At 60.4% G+C, this 18082-nt stretch carries 11 protein-coding genes; 5 read left to right on the forward strand and 6 right to left on the reverse strand.

Annotation, left to right across the window (positions count from 1 at the left end):
* Positions 1-64: 64 nt before the first annotated feature.
* The 5 genes from A6U87_RS15050 to A6U87_RS15070 all read right to left on the reverse strand — a co-directional run bounded on the left by A6U87_RS15050 (position 65) and on the right by A6U87_RS15070 (position 5228).
* Positions 65-1144 carry an ABC transporter ATP-binding protein gene (locus A6U87_RS15050; RefSeq protein WP_065692043.1) on the reverse strand — a complete coding sequence of 360 codons (1080 nt, stop codon included), beginning with the start codon at positions 1142-1144 and terminating at the stop codon, positions 65-67.
* Between the two features lie 6 nt (positions 1145-1150).
* The gene (locus A6U87_RS15055) at positions 1151-2032 is read right to left on the reverse strand and encodes a carbohydrate ABC transporter permease (protein ID WP_065692044.1); all 882 of its coding nucleotides are present in this window, start codon (positions 2030-2032) and stop codon (positions 1151-1153) included.
* Positions 2029-2919: a carbohydrate ABC transporter permease gene (locus A6U87_RS15060; protein ID WP_065692045.1), complete on the reverse strand. Its 891-nt coding sequence runs from the start codon at positions 2917-2919 to the stop codon at positions 2029-2031. The genes A6U87_RS15055 and A6U87_RS15060 overlap by 4 nt, the downstream gene beginning before the upstream one ends.
* A 73-nt stretch (positions 2920-2992) precedes the next feature.
* Complete coding sequence (locus tag A6U87_RS15065; protein WP_065692046.1) at positions 2993-4222, reverse strand: ABC transporter substrate-binding protein; 1230 nt, start codon at positions 4220-4222, stop codon at positions 2993-2995.
* Between the two features lie 52 nt (positions 4223-4274).
* On the reverse strand, positions 4275-5228 hold the full coding sequence (locus tag A6U87_RS15070) for a sugar phosphate isomerase/epimerase (RefSeq protein WP_065692047.1): 954 nt from the start codon (positions 5226-5228) through the stop codon (positions 4275-4277).
* Positions 5229-5462: 234 nt separating this feature from the next.
* Here A6U87_RS15070 and A6U87_RS15075 point away from each other — a divergent pair, with 234 nt between their 5' ends.
* Complete coding sequence (locus tag A6U87_RS15075; RefSeq protein ID WP_065692048.1) at positions 5463-6587, forward strand: LacI family DNA-binding transcriptional regulator; 1125 nt, start codon at positions 5463-5465, stop codon at positions 6585-6587.
* Positions 6588-6661: 74 nt separating this feature from the next.
* On the opposite strand, the gene A6U87_RS15080 is transcribed toward A6U87_RS15075, so the two are convergent.
* Positions 6662-8347, reverse strand: a complete 1686-nt coding sequence (locus A6U87_RS15080) for an adenylate/guanylate cyclase domain-containing protein (RefSeq protein ID WP_065692049.1) — start codon at positions 8345-8347, stop codon at positions 6662-6664.
* Positions 8348-8621: 274 nt separating this feature from the next.
* Between A6U87_RS15080 and A6U87_RS15085 the strand changes: the two genes are divergently transcribed.
* From A6U87_RS15085 to A6U87_RS15100, 4 genes are all read left to right on the forward strand, one after another.
* A complete protein-coding gene (locus A6U87_RS15085; RefSeq protein ID WP_065692050.1) occupies positions 8622-10769 on the forward strand; it encodes a type I secretion system permease/ATPase in 2148 nt (715 codons plus the stop codon).
* On the forward strand, positions 10766-12223 hold the full coding sequence (locus tag A6U87_RS15090; RefSeq protein ID WP_065692051.1) for an HlyD family type I secretion periplasmic adaptor subunit: 1458 nt from the start codon (positions 10766-10768) through the stop codon (positions 12221-12223). Before A6U87_RS15085 ends, A6U87_RS15090 begins: the two co-directional genes overlap by 4 nt.
* 64 nt (positions 12224-12287) lie before the next feature.
* A complete protein-coding gene (locus tag A6U87_RS15095) occupies positions 12288-16973 on the forward strand; it encodes a M10 family metallopeptidase C-terminal domain-containing protein (protein WP_065692052.1) in 4686 nt (1561 codons plus the stop codon).
* A gap of 122 nt (positions 16974-17095) precedes the next feature.
* A complete protein-coding gene (locus A6U87_RS15100) occupies positions 17096-18082 on the forward strand; it encodes an aldo/keto reductase (protein ID WP_065692053.1) in 987 nt (328 codons plus the stop codon).

Consider the following 18082-nt stretch of genomic DNA (forward strand, 5'->3'; position numbering starts at 1 on the left):
CGTTCAAAACCTGACTTCATCAATGAAATAAAGGCGCAGCCCGTGAATGGGCCGCGAAGATGGCTCACAGACGGTTTGCGTCCTCGCCGAATAGCGATGCCTTCGAGAGATCAAGCCCAAGACCGATCTCATCGCCCGGCTGTAGATCGAGATCGCCCATCACCCGCAACGACAGCGTCGTGTCGTTCCAGCTGAGCCAGACAACCGTGTCCGAGCCCATGGGCTCGATGACCGAGACGCTGGCCGTGATCACGGCGCTTTCGCCCTTCGCCCGGATGGCGAGATGTTCGGGACGCAGGCCAAGGGTCGCCGGGCCTGGCTTGGGCTCGGAGGCAAAGGCATAGCTGGAGATATCGACCACAAGATCCGCAGCCTTGAAGAGCAGCTTGTCACCCTCGCGTTCGATGTTGCCATTTATGAAATTCATCGCAGGCGCGCCGATGAAGCCGGCGACGAAGAGGTTGGCCGGGCGGTGATAGATTTCCGCCGGCGTGCCCAATTGCTGGATCACACCCTCCTTCATGATGGCGATGCGATCGGCAAGCGTCAGCGCTTCCACCTGGTCGTGGGTGACGTAGATCATCGTGTTGCCGAGCTGCTGGTGCAGCTTCTTGATCTCGACGCGCAACTCGTTGCGCAGCTTGGCGTCGAGGTTCGACAGCGGCTCGTCGAAGAGGAAGACATCGACCTCGCGAACCAGCGCGCGGCCGATCGCGACGCGCTGGCGCTGGCCGCCGGAGAGCTCGGCCGGGCGGCGGTCGAGCAGCTTTTCCAGATGCAGCAGTGAAGCGGCGCGCTCGACGCGGCTGTCGATCTCGGCCTTCGGCAGGCCGGCGACGCGCAGGCCGAAGGAGAGGTTCTTGCGCACCGACATGCGGGGGTAAAGCGCATAGGACTGGAACACCATGCCGATGCCGCGATCCTTGGGCTCGTCCCAGGTGACGTTGTTGCCCGAAATCCAGATTTCGCCGTCGGTGATGTCGGCAAGGCCGGCGATGGCGTTGAGCAGCGTGGACTTGCCGCAGCCGGAGGGCCCGAGCAGAACCAGAAACTCCTTGGCGGCGATATCCAGCGACATCTTCTCGATCACCGTATGGTCGCCATAGGTGATCTTCAGGTCCTTGATTGATACAGCGGATTGCATTCAGCTTTACCCCTTGACGGCGCCGGCCGCGATCCCGCGGACGAACCAGCGTCCGGACAGGAAATAGATGGCAAGCGGAATGATGGCGGTGAGGATGGTGGCCGCCATGTTGACGTTGTAATTGCGCTCACCCATCGTCGTGTTGACGATGTTGTTGAGCTGTACGGTCATCGGAAGGTTGTCGCGTCCGGCGAAGACCACGCCGAGCAGGAAGTCGTTCCAGATGCCGGTGAACTGGAACATCGAGGCGACAACGATCATCGGAAGCGCCATCGGCAGCATGATCTCTACGAAGATGCGCCAGAAGCCGGCACCATCGACGCGCGCCGCCTTGAAGAGTTCTTCCGGGATCGTCACGAAGTAGTTGCGGAAGAGCAGCGTCACCAGCGGCAGGCCGAACAGCACATGCACGAGGATGATGCCACCCAGGCTGTTATAGAAGCCCATGACGGCCATGCCGCGCACCAGCGGATAGAGGAAGATCTGGTAGGGAACGAGCGCGCCGGCCATCAGCATGCCGAACATCATGCGGCCGCCCTTGGGCCGCCAGAAGGACAAGGCATAGCCGTTGATCGCGCCGAAGAAGACGGAAATGGCAACGGCCGGGACGGTGATTTTGATGGAGTTCCAGAAGCCCATGCGCACGCCGCCGCATTCGCTGCCGGCGCAGGCGCCGGACCAGGCGGTCTTCCAGGCGGTGAAATCGAGATGGAGCGGAAGCGCGAAGATCTGGCCGAGCCGGATCTCGTCCATTGTCTTCAGCGAGGTGACGATCATCACATAGAGCGGCACGGCGAAGAACAGGGCTGCGGAAATCAGGAAGGCATAGAGGCCGACGCGCGCCACGTTGAACTGTGTGGGCTTCGGGCCGCGGGGATGGGTCGTCATAGCGTACCTGCCTGGCGCCGGGCGCGGATGTGTTGGGCATAGCGGAACGGCGCGATGATGATCAGGACGGTGAGCAGCAGAACGGTGGCCGCAGCCGTCGCGAGGCCAAGGTTCTGGCGCTGGAACAGGTTGTCCATGATGAACTTCGCCGGCACCTCGGTGGCCGATCCCGGCCCGCCATTGGTGAGTGCCACGACGATATCGTAGGTCTTGATGACGCCCATCGAGAGTAGCGTGCCGGCGGCCGCAAAGGCCGGCGTCATCTGCGGCAGGATGATGGACACGTAGGTCCGCCACACCGGAATGCCGTCGATGCGCGCCGCGCGCCATTGCTCGCCGTCGATGCCGCGCATGCCGGCAAGAACGAGGATCATGACCAGGCCGGCGCCCTGCCACAGGGCCGCGATGACCACGGCATAGATCGCGAGGTCGCGGTTGATGATCCAGTCGAAGGTGAAGCTTTCCCAGCCGAGCGCACGCACGCTTGCCTGGACGCCAAGCGTCGGGTTCATCATCCACTGCCAGATCAGGCCGGTGACGACGAAGGACATGGCGTAGGGGTAGAGAAAGATCGTGCGGAAGGCGCTTTCGAAGCGCACCTTGCGATCAAGGGCTGCGGCGAGCAGGAAGCCGAGAAACAGACAGCCGAAGACGTAAAGAATGCCGAAGATGATCAGGTTCTGGAACGAGATCAGCCATTTCGCCGTCGCGAACAGCTTGGAATATTGCTCCAGGCCGACGAAGTTCCAGGACGGGAACAGCTTCGAATTGGTGAAGGATAGGGTCACCGACCAGACCATGGTGCCGAGATAGACGACGACCACCGCCGCCCAGGTTGGGATCAGGGCGATGAGCGCCGCCTTAGAGCGGTTTTGCTTCCGTTTCATCAGAGCGTCTTTGCGAAATGGCTTCGAAGACCGCCCGCGCCGGTGGTGCGACGCAGGCAGCAGCTGTCCGGTCTTATTCGAAAATCGCCGCGAACTGCGCGGCCGATGCGTCGATGTCAGCGGACGGATTTGCCCAGAACTCGCCGATGAAATCGGTCAGAGTGCCAACCTGTTCCGGTGTCGTGGTGATGGCATGCTCGGGGACGATCTTGCCGTCCGCCAGGAATGCCATGCCCTTCTGGGCGCAAACGTCGAACTTGGATTTATCGACATCTGTGCGCACGGGGATCGATCCCTTGTTGAGGGAGAAGTCGACTTGCACGGCAGGATCCATGACCACTTCGGCCAGCAGTTTTTGCGCTGCATCCTGGTTCGGATCCTTGGTCTTCATGTAGCCGAGGGCGTCGGAGATGTAGATCAGGCCAGGAGAGGCCGGCGAAATGGCGCAGCCGAAGTCCTTGTCGGCGACCTTGCCGGCGGCGGTGAATTCGCCCTTGGCCCAGTCACCCATGAACTGTACGCCGGCCTTGCCGGTGATGACCATTGCGGTCGCGTCGTTCCAGTTGCGGCCGGGGGAACCTTCGTCAACGTAGCTGCGCAGTTTGCCGAAGATCTCGAGCGACTTCTTGACGCCGTCCGACGTCAGTGCTGCCTGATCCTTGTCGGCATAGATCTTCATGAAGCCGTCCATGCCGACCTGCGACAGGAGCACCATGTTGAAGACCTTCACTTCCTGCCATGCCTGGCCGCCCCAGGCGATCGGTGTCAGGCCGGCGGCCTTCAGCTTGTCCATGTCAGCGAAGAAGGCGTCCCAATCCTTGGGCTCTTCGGTGATGCCGGCCTTGGCGAAGGCGTCCTTGGAGTAGAACATCCAGCTTTCGCCGTGAATGCCTGTCGGCGTCAGGTAAACCTTGCCGTCGTAGGAGATGTAGTCGTAGAGCGCCTTCGGAAGGACGTCCTTCCACTTGCCGGCGGCAGCCACCTCATCGATCGGGTTCATCAGGCCCTGTTCGATAAACTCTGCCGGGTCCTTACCGACGACGACCTGCTTTGCCGTCGGCGGGTCGCCGGCAACGAGGCGGTTCTGGAAGGCGGCATTGGCGTTTTCGAAGCCGGCCACGGTGGAGCTTTCCCACACGCCGCCGCGCTTTTCGAATTCCTTCTTGATCGCGTCGACGGCGCGGCCCTCGCCGCCCGAGGTCCAGGAGGTGAAGACCTCGGCCTTCAGTTTGTCATCGGCCTGCGCGAGGCCGACGGCGCCGAGCAGGATGGTGCCGGCGAGCAGGATTGTCATTCTCTTCATGGTTCCACCTCTTCATGGGCCCTCTTTGCGGGGCCGTTGGTTACAGGTTCGGTTAGCGATAGATCGGCAGTAGCGACTGCCGCACGAGGGTCAGGCCATTGGCGATATCGCCAACGGGATCAGGAGCGGCGTCGAGCTCGAGGATCGCCCAGCCGTTGAACTGGCGGTCACGCAGCAGCCGGATCCAGGCCGGCCAATCGACACGACCAAGCCCGAAGCCGCAGAAATAGGGGCGATGACGCTCGTGGATGTCTTTGCCGATCGGTGTGTCTGAAGGCATCTTGCCGATCGCGTCCTTCCAGTGCGCAATGACCATGCGCTCGTGATGGCGGTCGACGAGCTGGATCGGATCCGAGCCTTCGAGAATGATATGGGCCGTATCCGGGCACATGTGGACGTAGGTCGGGTCGGTCAACAGCATCAGCAGGTCGACGTCGCGAGCTGCAGCGAAGATCGAGTGTGCTTCCGTATGAACCGCGAGCTTGACGCCCTTTTTGTAGAGGATCGCGCCCAAGCGGTTGAGGAAATCGGCGATGATCTTGGCTTGGTCGAAATCGCGGAGGCGAACCGGTTCTGCACCCGGTGTCTGGCGCATCGGCGCGCCGATCACCATCACATCGCCGCCGCAGGCCTTGATAAAGTCGGCGTAGAGTTCAGCCTTGGCGATGATGGCGTCCTGTGCCGCCGCCTCGGTGAAGTCGCCCGATGCTTCCAGTTCCGCGAAGAAGCCGGATGCGAGCTGCAGGCCGCGCTTGGAGAGTTCGGCGGCGAAGCCTTCGACCGAGCCGTAGGTCTTGATGGCGTCCTGCCAGTTAAACGGCGAAAACGTCAGCTCGACGCCGGTGACGCCCGAAGCCTGGATACTGTCGAGGATCTTGTCCCAGAACTTGCGGGGTTCGGCCTTCGCATAGTCGACAATCGCATCATAGCTGTCGACGCCCCAGAATCCCGGGTGAAAGAAGGTCACAAGGTCTACCCCGAAACGTAAATTCTCTGTCGCAGCCACTGTCCGATCTCCTCCGGTCAAGCATGAGTCATCCGTCACGAATGTGTTTTCGCGCTGGAGTTTTATTTAACGAATTCAATATATTGGCACTTGGCAATCGATTGCCATGGCGCGATATTAGTCAGGCCGATAAAATATGCAACGGTTTTTTGCGAGTTTTTGGCAATCGTTTGCTATAACGGGATTCGGGAGAAGCGGCAGGTTTTGCCTGCGCTGGGCTAAGTGGATGGATCCATGAAGAAAATCGACGACAATCCACCTGTGGAGGGATCGTCCGCCTTGATGGCCGACGTGGCGCGTCTTGCTGGCGTCGCGACCTCGACGGTCAGTCGCGCATTGGCAAACCCCGGGCGGGTCAACGAGAAGACACGGGCAAGAATAGCCGCCGCCGCCGAGCAGCTTGGCTACACGCCCAATGCCGCGGCTCGCAATCTTCGCGTCGGCAAGTCCAACGTGATCATGATCATCTTGCCCGGCTCGCTGCACTATGGCGCCTCGCAGATCATTCCGCAGGTTCTCGATGCGGTGAACCGCACGCTCATCCGCAACGGCTATAACCTGATGATCGCCAACCTCGATCGAGACGAGAGTTCGGAGCGGCACATTCTCGATCTCGCCTTCGGCGGAACGGTGAGGGGCGCGCTCATCCTGTCATCGCAGTTACCGGTGGTTGCCAACAGATCGCTTGCGGAGGCCGGTCTGCCAATCGTGTCTTTGCTGCTCGACATGAGCGATACCGCGGTGCCGAGCATCGTCACCAATGATCGGCAGGCTGTGAGAGAGGTTGCGCGGGAGTTGCTGGCGCTCGGACACCGCCGGTTCTTCTACATTGCCGGTCCGACGGGAAATTACCATGACATCGAACGCTACGCCGGTCTGGTTGAAGCCTTGCAGGAAGCGGGCTTGTCGGAAGAGTATGTAACCCGCTCCGGCGGCGAACTATCGTTCCAGTTCGGCTTCGAAACGGGCCTGCGGGCCGCCGAGGAGTTTTCAACCCTTACGGAAAAGCCCACTGCCGTGGTCGCGACGAGCGACGACATGGCGATCTCCTTCATGAGCAGGGTCCAGAAGATGGGCTGGCGCGTGCCCAACGATCTGTCGATCGTCTCCTTCGACGGGTCGCCGGTCTGCGAATATTGCGCGCCGCCACTCTCCACGATCGAGCAGCCGATGGAAGCGCTGGGCGAGACCGCGGCAGAGCTCTTAATCCGGTGGATGGCGGACATCGAACGCCCTGAGGAAAGCCGCATCGTGATCCCCAGCCGGATCATTCGTCGCGAAAGCATCTCGCAAGCACCAAGCGCAACCGCTTTGGGGGAGGAGGCGCGCGGCCGAGCCGAGGATAAGCTCGCTCGGTAGATCTCGAGCCCAGTCGCGATGAACGGTGCGGAATACTGTGGCGGGTTCGGTCTTCAATGAACCGCCTCAAGCATCTAGGTCGCGGTTCCGAACGCGCCAAGGAGCTTTGCAAGCGCGCCTTCGTGGCGATAGGGAAATGTTCTCTGCACCAACTCCGGGCTCAGCCGAGGCTGAAGGCTGCGAGCCTCAACCTCGCATCGCCTTCGCTGTGCGTCGTCACCACGCAGTGCATGAGCGGCGGCGAGCAGAACAAGCGTCCGCCACGACTTGTCCGGAACATTCTCGAAATCGTCGATGGCAGCATCCGGACGGCCCTGCTGAAGCCGGATAATGCCCCGGACACCCCAGAACCATACAGGCGGATACTTCGACTTCCTGAAGCATTCCTCGATTTCGGCTGCGGCCTCTTCCAGATCACCGACGTAGTGAAGCAATTCGGCATGATCGGCGCGAATCTCTACATCGGTCGGAGCCAAGTCACGCGCCTTGACGTAGTGGGATTCTGCGCTGTCGTGGTTTCGCATCGACAATTGAACCAACGCCGCCGCGTAGTGGGAGAAGGCATGGTTGTTGTCGAGGCGCAAGGCAACGCGCGCGACTTCTTCGGCGCGATGAAGCCGCTCGATCACCCCTTCCGTGACGAAGCCGTAAGACAGTGCAATGGCGTACATCGCATGCGCGTCGATAAGCCCCGTATCAAGTTCCGTCGCTCTCTGGAAAAAACGTTCCGCTTCGGGCAGCCGATGCTTCGCGTCCAGCATCCTGCCATAAAGAAAATTCTCGTAGGCTGACCAGGAGGCTTGGGGCTTCGTGGCAATGGCCCCTGATGCAGTAGAGAGCACCTTGTCCACCACGAGCGACACGATTTCCGCGGCCGCCCATTCGATGGCTTCGATATCGCAATCCGCAGGAAGATCGAAAGGCCTCGACCAGAGGATGGATGTGGCCGCGGTGCGCAGGAACCGGACGTTCAAGCGAAAAGGACCCGCCCCGTGGAGGCTGATGCTGACCGTGTAGTCGAGTGGACGACTGCCTGTCTCACCCACCGGGACGGATGCGACGTCGATCCAATGCCGATCGGAAAGGAATTGTTCGAGGCTTGAGGTAATAAGCCCCATGACCTCCTGCTGATGGGGAAGGGCTGCGGACATGACCTCCACTCTGACCAGCACTTTTCCCCGATCAGACGATGTCGCCGGTTCAGCAGCGCGCGAGGGCTCCGCCTTCGCGGTTTCGGCGCAGTGCGGTTGCCAGTGCCAGACACGGACGGGTCGCTCGATATTCTTCAGACGTTTTTCTCCGCCCTCTACGAACTCGGCGCCGATCCGCGCGGCGATCTGGTGGTAGACACCCTCGGTGATGCAAAGCCCGCCAGGTGCAGCACCGGCTTCGACGCGAGAGGCGACGTTTACGCCGTCACCGAACATGTCGGAGCCATCAACCAGCACGTCGGCAAGGTTGATCCCAATTCTAAGAACCATGCGGGCGCTTTCCGGCTCGCATCGCGCCAGTTCGCCTTGGATCGCCATAGCGCATTCGACTGCCCCCGTGGCGGAATCGAAGACAGACAGGGTTCCGTCGCCTATCAGCTTGAATATCCTGCCGCCGTTGTCTTCGATGTTCGGTGCGATGATGTCGGTGTGCAATGCCTTGATCCGGGCAAGGGTCGTCTCTTCGTCACGCTCCATGAGGCGAGCATAACCAACCACATCCGTGGCCATGATTGCTGCCAGCCGTCGCTTGACAGGAACGCTCGCCATTCGCCCTCCGCGTAGTTCCCACAGATCGCATCCACGAGGCGTGGCGAGACTAGCACAGAACCGTTACCCCGTCGCGGAAGCGCCGGGGATAAATACGATGCGGGAGCGCGGCGTTGTTGCGAAACAGCCACGACCGATATGAAATACGGCGTCGGCTAATATACCCATGGCGCTCTACCTTTGAGTGCGTTAAAGCTCAGGCGAGAGTCGCGGCGACCAGTCGGTGGACGACGTAAGCGCAGCAGTCTGCAGCTTAGGAGAATAGTTTCCGCGCATGGATGGCATCGGCTCGCAGCATCACGATTCCGGTCTTCGTGCGCTCTGCGGGATCGCCGCGTTCTATCGGATCGCTGCCGATCCGGTCCGGCTACAGCACGATCTCGCGTTGAAGGGGAGGGCGGCTGAGGCGAAGGACTTACAGCGCGCAGCCGGGATCATCGGGCTCAAGGCGCGCGTCGTCGAAAAACTCAGCGAACAACGTCTGCGAACAATTCCCGTCCCTGCAATCGTCCAGGTGCGAAGCGGTTCCTTCCAGGTCCTCGGTGGGCTGAACCCATCGGGCAAATACAGGCTTGTCGATCCGATAACGCGCGTCGACCGCGAAATTGCTCCGTCAGACATTCTCGCTGAAATCAACTCAAGCGTTATCCTCGTCGGACGGCGCCTGGGCGGCGAGGGATCCGACCCGAGGGAATTCGGTTTCAAATGGTTCTGGCCGTCGATCTGGCGATATCGAAAGCCGCTTGCTCACGTGCTGCTCGCCTCCCTGTTCGTTCAGATCTTCGCACTCGTCACGCCCCTGTTCTTCCAGGTTGTGGTCGACAAGGTTCTGACGCACAAGGGTTATTCCACGCTCTTTGTGCTCGTCGCGGGCATCGCCATCATCGGGCTTTTCGATGTCGTTCTCCAATATCTGAGAACCTATGCCCTGGCGCACACGACGAACCGGATCGACGTCGAACTCGGCCAGCGACTGTTTCACCACCTCTTGCGACTGCCGCTCGGCTACTTCGAGACCAGGTCGGCGGGGCAGACCGTCGCGCGCGTTCGAGAACTGGAGACGATCCGCGCATTCCTGACCGGTCAGGGGCTGTTTTCGGCGCTCGACGTCGTCTTCGCGTTCATTTTCATCGCCGTGCTTCTTGCCTATTCCTGGAGCCTGACGCTCATCGTTATCGCCACGATCCCGATCTACATCCTGATCGGCATCATTGTCCGACCGCCGCTCCGCGAGTTGGTGAAGGAGAAATTCAATCGAGGCGCTGCAAGCCAGCAGTTTCTCGTCGAAGCGGTCGTTGGTGTTCACACCGTCAAGGCCGCCGCGGTTGAGCCGGTCATGCAGGCGCAATGGGAAGAGAAGTTGGCGGCCTACGTTCGCACGGCGTTCCAGGCCACGCTTCTCGGCGCCGGCGGCCAGAATGCAATTCAATATGTCAGCAAGCTTTCCACCGCGGCACTTCTGCTGTTCGGCGCCAAGGCTGTCATCGATGGCGAGTTGACCGTTGGTTCATTGGTGGCCTTCAACATGATAGCCGGTCAGGTCACCCAGCCGGTTCTGAGGTTGTCTCAGCTCTGGCAGGATTTCCAGCAGGTGCAGATCTCGGTAGACCGCCTGGGCGACATCTTGAACACGCCGATAGAGCAGCGGCCCGGCGCGCGCATGACGCTGCCGGCGCCACGGGGCAATATTGCATTTCGGAACACGAGCTTCCGCTATCGACCGGGTTCGCCGGTGGTCCTGAAGAACGTATCGCTCGACATCAAGGCGGGCGAGGTGATCGGCATTGTCGGCCCGTCCGGTTGCGGAAAGTCGACGCTCACCAAACTGATCCAGCGTCTTTATGTCCCCGAAGAGGGTCAGGTCCTTCTCGACGGCGCGGATCTGTCGCAACTTGATCCCGCATGGCTTCGAAGCCATATCGGCGTCGTTCTCCAGGAAAACCTGCTGTTCAACCGGACGATCCACGACAACATCGCCTTGTCGAATCCCGCGATGCAGCGGGCACAGGTTATCGCCGTTGCCAAGCTTGCCGGCGCGGACGAGTTCATAAGCCGCTTGCCGCACGGCTATGACACGATGGTTGAGGAGCGAGGCGCAAACCTGTCCGGAGGCGAACGCCAGAGGATTGCCATCGCCCGTGCGCTCGCAACCAATCCGCCGATCCTGATCTTCGACGAAGCGACCAGCGCGCTTGATTATGAGAGCGAACGCATCGTCCATGCGAACATGCACCAGATCGCCGAGGGCAGGACGGTGATCATTATCGCACACCGCCTCGCGGCTGTGCGAGGTTGCGACCGGATCGTCGGCATGATGGACGGGCGCGTCGTGGAAGTTGGCAGCCATGACGACCTGCTCGGGCGTCCAGATGGGCTCTATGCGCGGTTGTGGGCGCTGCAGAACGACAGGGGCGCCGCATGAAAGCAGCGACAGCCCAAAAGGATCGCTATGCAGGCCTTCCGCAGCGCCCGGAGAGGCGGTCTGACCACGAGTTCCTGGGGCCTGCACTCGAGATCCTGGAGACCCCGCCGTCACCCGTGCGCATGGCATTGATCCTGGTCATTTGTGCTTTTGTCACGACTGCGTTGATCTGGTCTTACATCGGCCGCATCGACATCATCGCGGCGGCACAAGGCAAGATCCAGCCGACCGGACGGGTGAAAGTCGTACAACCATTGCTGACGGGCAAGGTGAAGACGCTTCCCCCGACAAACGGCACGTCTGTCAGCGCGGGTGACATTCTCCTTGAACTCGATCCTACGGATGCCATTGCCGATGAGACGGACGCGGTAAAGAGCCTGGCCTCGGTGCGGGCCGAAGTTGCGCGTAGAAAGGCTGTCGCGGACTATGTGGGGTCAACCAAGACCGACCAGCCACCGCCAACAATCAAATGGGATGCAGAGGTGCCCGACGACCTGCGGCGGCGGGAAGACAGCATCCTCATGGGCGATATCGAACAACAGGCGGCAACGATGGCTTCCCTCGATGCCCAGAAGCATCAGAAGGAAGTCGAGCGCGATCGCCTGAGGCTGACGGTTGCAGCCCAGGCGTCTCTGGTCGAAACGCTGAAAGAGCGTGTGACGATGCGCAACACGCTCGCCTCGAAGGATGCCGGCACGATGGCGAGCGTGATCGATGCCACGGAAACGCTGAAAGAGCAGGCGACGCAGCTTGCCGTTCAGGAGGGGCAGCTTGCGGATGCCGCCGCGGGCATCGAGGTCTATGCGCGGGAGAAGGAGAAGGTGACGCGGGCCTTCCTGAGCGACCAATTCGAGCGGCTGGGCGATGCGGAACGTCGCGTCGAGGAACTGGAGCAACGGCTGGCTAAAGCGAGGAACTCTCGCGAGCAGATGTCCTTGCGCAGTCCGATAGACGGTACGGTGCAGGCATCGTCCATCACCAGCGTGGGTCAGGTGGTCACGGTTGGCCAGGACGCCATGCGTATCGTACCGAAGGGTAGCACCTTGGAACTCGAGGTTTACGCCTTGAACAAGGACATCGGCTTCATCAAGGTCGGCCAGGAGGCGGTCGTCAAGCTCGAAGCCTTTCCCTTCACCCGCTATGGAACGATCCCGGCCCGTGTCACAAAAATCGCCGCGGATGCGATTCCCGAGCCTGACGCCGCGCGCCGCGAAGGCGATGCTGCAGCGAGACAGGCGGGGACAACGTTCGGCGGTGCGGAGAGGATGCAGAATCTGGTCTTTCCGGTAACGCTGAGTCTGGAAGCCGACCAGATCTCGGCGGATGGCCGCAACATCAAGCTGAGCGCCGGCATGGCGGCGATCGCGGAAGTTAGAACGGGTGACCGCAGAATATTGGAATATGTTTTTTCGCCGCTGGTTGAAGTCGCGGAAGAGGCCATGCGGGAGAGGTAGGCTCTTCATGGCGACACTTCTCAGTCAATCGTGCGGCAGAGTGGATTAGGCGGGCAGGAACAGGATGACGGGCACCAATACCTCCACAACGTACGTGTATTTGACGGGAGACGAGAAGGTCGATGGGCTTCTCAGCGGTTACGCCTGGGATGGAACGATAACCTATGCGTTTCCGACCGCTTCTACGTCGTACACTTATAGCGGCGAGAAAAACTATGGCTTCTCCTCGATTTCCCGGCAGCAGCAATCCATGGCCCTGTTCTTTCTGGAACAGTCGTATGGAAACGCAGCAAATGACGGGTTCTCCGTAGAGGGTTTCACCAACGCCGATTTCGAGGCCGGATCTGCGAGTACCGCAACGGTCCGGTTCGCTCAGTCGTCATATCCCGATCTTTCGACGGCATGGACCTATTATCCGGGCCCGTACGACAGTTCTGGTGATGTCTGGTTCGGAACCGCATTCGCCCGCACGACGGCTGACTATCGCTATCCCGAGTTCGGAAACTATGCAGGGCAAACGATCGTGCATGAGCTCGGTCACGCCCTTGGCCTGAAGCATGGCCATGTCGCGGAGGACAACACCGTCGTGGTGCCCGACGCATACGATTCTCTTGAATATACCACCATGACCTATCGCACCTATGTCGGCGATAGCGGGACGGGCTACAAATACGAGCAGAATGGCGCGCCCCAGACCTTCATGATGCTCGACATCGCGGCCCTGCAGCAGATGTATGGTGCCGACTACACGACCAACAGCGACGATACCGTCTATCGCTGGAATCCGAACCAGGGCATTACCTATGTCAACGGCGCCGCTGCCATTACGCCAGCAGCGAACCGGATCTTCGCAACCATCTGGGATGGCGGCGGTATCGATACCTATGATCTGACTGCCTATAAGACCAGCATCAGAATAGACCTGCGAGCCGGCGGCTATTCGGTCTTTTCTCAAGGCCAGCTTGCGTATCTGGGTGGCGGTCCAAACAAGGGCTATGCCCGTGGCAATATTTTCAATGCCCTGCTGTATGAGGGAAACGTCGCTTCGCTTATCGAAAATGTGAAGGCCGGTTCTGGCAACGACACGATTATCGGCAACGAGGCGGACAACACCCTGTGGGGCAACGCCGGCAACGATACGCTTGATGGCCGCGCCGGCGCCGATACCCTGATCGGCGGTACCGGAGACGACACTTACATCGTCGATGATCTGGACGTCGTTGTCGAAGGTGCCAACGCGGGCAACGATCTGATCAAGACGGCGCTTTCCGTCTATTCGTTGACCACAATTGCCAATGTCGAGAGATTGGCCTTCATCGGCACCGGCGCATTCACCGGGACCGGAAATAGCCTCGCGAATGTCATCAGCGGCGGCGCGGGCAGCGACACGTTGGATGGTGGTGCGGGTGCCGACACGCTGATCGGCGGCGCCGGCAACGACCTCTATTTGGTCGATAGCACTGCTGACGTTATCTCCGAGGCCATCAATGGGGGTATTGACGAAATCCAGACCGCGCTTGCGACCTATTCGATCGCGGCGTTCACCAATGTTGAGAACCTGACCTACACCGGCACCGGAAAATTCTCGGGCACAGGCAACGCCGCAGCGAATAGGATCACTGGCGCGGCGGGGGATGACACATTGAATGGTGGCGCCGGTGTCGACACGCTGATCGGCGGCGCCGGAAACGACGCCTACCTCGTCGACCTTGCGACCGACGTCGTAGTCGAGAACGCCGACGAGGGCATCGACACGATCAAGACGGCGCTTTCCAGCTATTCGCTCGCTGCAATAAGCGACGTCGAGAACCTGACATATATCGGCAAGGCTGCGTTTGTCGGTATCGGGAATGATCTCGATAACGTCCTCACGGGTGGTGCTGCTGCGGATAAGCTGACGGGCGGTCTTGGCAACGACACGCTGATTGGAGGCGCAGGCTCGGACAGGATGTCTGGGGGCTTGGGCGACGACATCTATGTGGTCGACGTCGCGACCGACGTTGCGCTCGAGAACCCTGATGAGGGCGCGGATACGATCAAGACAACGCTGGGGACCTATACCCTCGGCGCGAATGTTGAGAACCTGACCTACATTGGCACGGCGACCTTCGCGGGTATTGGCAATGCCGCGACGAACTGGATTACCGGTGGAGCGGGCGCCGACACGCTCGACGGTAAGGCGGGTGACGATCGGCTGGTCGGCGGCGCTGGCAACGACACATATATCGTCGATACCTTGGATGATGCCGTGGTCGAAGAGGTTGGCGGTGGTGTCGATCTCATCAAAACTGCTCTTGCAACCTATTCGCTGGCGTCGATCGCCAATGTTGAAAACTTGACTTATGTGGGCACCGCTGACTTCGCCGGCGCCGGCAATACTCTCGACAACGTCATCACCGGTGGGGCTGGGAGTGACGCCCTCTCGGGCGATGCGGGCAACGACACGCTGAACGGCGGAGCGGGAGCAGATGCTCTAGCGGGTGGCGCTGGTGACGACACTTACATCATCGACAATGCCGGGGACACGGTCAGCGAACATGCCGACGAAGGCATCGATACCGTGCGGACGAGCCTAGCAAGCTATGCGCTCGGTGCTGACGTCGAAAACCTTACCAATATCGGCACCGCGGCCTTTAACGGTATCGGTAATGCGCTGAACAACATCATGACCGGCGGGGCGGGAGCCGACAGGTTGGCTGGTGGGGCAGGCGACGATATCTATATCGTCAGCACCCGTGACATCGTCATCGAGGATACCGACGCCGGTATCGACACGGTACGGACAAATCTGGCTTCGTATTCACTCGGCGCGAACGTCGAAAATCTGATCTTCACCGGCAGCACCACCTTCACCGGCGTCGGCAACGGGCTCGACAATGTCATCAAGGGTGGCAAGGCAGCCGACACACTGACAGGCGGCGCCGGTAATGACACATTGGATGGTGGTGCCGGCGCCGATAGATTGATTGGCGGCGCCGGCGACGACATCTTCATCGTCGACAACGCCAAAGACGTGGTGACGGAAGCCGTTGGCCAGGGCAATGACACGGTGAAAACCGGACTCGCGGCGCTGACGCTTGCGGCCAACGTCGAAGCCCTTGTCTATACCGGCGCTGGCAACTTTTCGGGCACTGGCAATGCGCTTGCAAACACGATCAGTGGCGGCTCCGGCAATGACATCCTGAACGGAGGCGCCGGTGCCGACACCCTGATCGGTGGTTTGGGCAATGACATTTACGTCGCCGATAACGCCTCCGATGTGATCGTCGAGAACGACGGAGAGGGCATAGATACGGTCCAGACGGCGTTGGCGAGCTATGCGCTCGCTGCCAATGTCGAGAACTTGACCTACATCGGCACGACTGCATTTGCGGGAACTGGCAACGCGCTAGGAAATACGATCACGGGCGGTGTGGCGGCAGATACATTGTCGGGCGGCGACGGCAACGACACGCTGAACGGTGGTAAAGGTGTCGATACGCTGATCGGCGGTTTGGGCGACGATATTTATATCGTCGACAGCGCCGCGGACGTCGTCACCGAAAATGTCGACGAGGGTATCGATACCGTCAAGACGGCACTCGCCGCCTATTCGCTCGCATCCCGAGCAAACGTCGAAAACCTGACCTATGCCGGCGCGGTTGCGTTTGTCGGCACCGGCAATGGGCTTGCCAATACGATCAGGGGCGGAGTTGGCGCCGACATCCTGGACGGCGGTGTCGGGATCGACACATTGATCGGCGGCCTTGGCAACGACACCTACATCGTCGACGATCTCGCCGATATCGTTACAGAAGCCGTCAACGCTGGCACCGATCTGATCAAGACGGCGCTTTCGGCTTACGCCCTGATCGACATCGCCAATGTCGAGAAGCTGGCCTTCACCGGCAGCGGTGATTTCGTGGGGACCGGAAACGCGTTGGCGAACGTCATCGCAGGCGGCGCCGGCAACGACACGCTGGATGGCGGCGCCGGTGCCGATACCTTGATCGGCGGTGCTGGCAACGACGTCTATATCGTCGATAGCATCTCCGATGTCGTCACTGAGGCGGCGAATGCCGGCACGGATGAAATCCGTACCTCGCTTGGATCGTATTCGATTGCCGCGCTCGTCAACGTCGAGAACCTCTCCTACACCGGTGCGGGCAATTTCTCGGGCACCGGCAACGCCTCTGCCAACTCGATCAGCGGCGGCGCGGGCAATGACACGCTGAACGGCGGTGCCGGCGCGGACAGGCTGATCGGCGGTCTCGGCAACGACACCTATGTCGTTGACAGCGCCGCAGACGTCATAACCGAAAATGCCGACGAGGGCATCGATACGGTCAAGACGGCTCTCGCCAGTTACTCACTTGCAGCCAGGGAGAATGTGGAGAACCTTACCTACACCGGCAAGACGGCGTTTGCCGGCACGGGCAATGACCTTGATAACGTCATTGTCGGCGGCAGTGGTCCGAATACGCTGACTGGCGGTGCGGGCAACGATACCCTCACGGGTGGGGCTGCGGCAGACACCTTCGTTTATCTGCCGAACTGGGGGCACGATACGATCACAAACTTTGTGGCGACAGGTACCGCGCATGACACGATCAGGATCGACCAAACCATCTTTGCCGATTGGGCCACCCTGCTTGCCGCATCCAGCCAGTCTGGTGCCGATGCACTGATCACGGCCGACTCGAATAACAGCATCACGTTGCAGAACGTGCTCGTATCCAGCCTTCAGTCGAGCGATTTCCGGTTTGCGTAATCCGGCTGATTGGATAGGACATTCATGAACTGAAATCATGACCGCATGCCGATTTAACCGTCTAATGCTTGCGGCGGCATGGGGCTATGTTGCGGCCATCCCAAACATCGGAGATGGCGATCATGAAGAAGCGACTGCTTGGACAAGGCCTGGAAGTGTCCGCCTTGGGTTTCGGCTGCATGGGGCTGAACTTCAGCTATGGGCATGCGCTGAGTAACGACGAAAGCATCAAGCTCGTGCGCGATGCCGTGGATCGGGGCGTAACGTTCTTCGACACCGCGGAAGTCTACGGTCCCTTCACGAACGAGGAGATCGTCGGCGAGGCCCTGCGGCCCGTGCGCGATCGGGTCGTCATCGCGACAAAGTTTGGCTTCAACATTCAGGACGGCAAGATGGCCGGCGTCAACAGCCGTCCGGAGCATATCAAGACGGTTGCCGAGGCTTCTTTGAAACGTCTCGGCGTCGAGGTCATCGACCTTTTCTATCAGCATCGCGTCGATCCCAATGTCCCGATCGAGGACGTGGCCGGAGCGGTCAAGGACCTTATCGCCGAGGGCAAGGTGAAGCATTTCGGGCTTTCCGAGCCGGGTGCTACGACGGTGCGCCGGGCCCACGCCGTGCAGCCGATCACCGCCCTCCAGAACGAATATTCGCTGTGGACCCGCGGGCCGGAAACCAATGGCATCCTCCAGGCATGCGAGGAACTCGGCATCGGTCTTGTGGCCTACAGTCCGCTTGGCAAGGGCTTTCTGACGGGTGCCATGGGCAAGGACAGCAAGATTGCCGAAAACGACTTCCGCAAGATCCTGCCACGCTTCACGCCGGAAGCGATGGAGAAGAACCAGGCGCTGATCGACCTGATCCGTCGCGTCGGGGATGAGAAAAAGGCAACGCCGGCACAGATCGCGCTCGCCTGGCTGCTTGCCCGGAAATCCTGGATCGTGCCGATACCAGGCACAACGAAGCTTCACCGCCTGGAAGAAAACCTGGGCGCTGCCGACATCCAGCTGGCTGCCTCGGAACTTGCGGAACTGGAAGACGCTGCCGCCAAGATACAGGTCGAAGGCGAGCGATATCCGGAACAACTGATGAAGACCACCGGTCTTTGA

Source organism: Rhizobium sp. AC44/96, from assembly GCF_001692185.1.
Classification (GTDB): Bacteria; Pseudomonadota; Alphaproteobacteria; order Rhizobiales; family Rhizobiaceae; genus Rhizobium.

What these genes read in the sequence shown, in the direction of transcription:
- A6U87_RS15050 (WP_065692043.1), bottom strand. Translation starts at nt 1,144, where the DNA reads ATGCAATCCGCTGTATCAATCAAGGACCTGAAGATCACCTATGGCGAC.
- A6U87_RS15055 (WP_065692044.1), bottom strand. Translation starts at nt 2,032, where the DNA reads ATGACGACCCATCCCCGCGGCCCGAAGCCCACACAGTTCAACGTGGCG.
- A6U87_RS15060 (WP_065692045.1), bottom strand. Translation starts at nt 2,919, where the DNA reads ATGAAACGGAAGCAAAACCGCTCTAAGGCGGCGCTCATCGCCCTGATC.
- A6U87_RS15065 (WP_065692046.1), bottom strand. Translation starts at nt 4,222, where the DNA reads ATGAAGAGAATGACAATCCTGCTCGCCGGCACCATCCTGCTCGGCGCC.
- A6U87_RS15075 (WP_065692048.1), top strand. Translation starts at nt 5,463, where the DNA reads ATGAAGAAAATCGACGACAATCCACCTGTGGAGGGATCGTCCGCCTTG.
- A6U87_RS15080 (WP_065692049.1), bottom strand. Translation starts at nt 8,347, where the DNA reads ATGGCGAGCGTTCCTGTCAAGCGACGGCTGGCAGCAATCATGGCCACG.
- A6U87_RS15085 (WP_065692050.1), top strand. Translation starts at nt 8,622, where the DNA reads ATGGATGGCATCGGCTCGCAGCATCACGATTCCGGTCTTCGTGCGCTC.
- A6U87_RS15090 (WP_065692051.1), top strand. Translation starts at nt 10,766, where the DNA reads ATGAAAGCAGCGACAGCCCAAAAGGATCGCTATGCAGGCCTTCCGCAG.
- A6U87_RS15095 (WP_065692052.1), top strand. Translation starts at nt 12,288, where the DNA reads ATGACGGGCACCAATACCTCCACAACGTACGTGTATTTGACGGGAGAC.
- A6U87_RS15100 (WP_065692053.1), top strand. Translation starts at nt 17,096, where the DNA reads ATGAAGAAGCGACTGCTTGGACAAGGCCTGGAAGTGTCCGCCTTGGGT.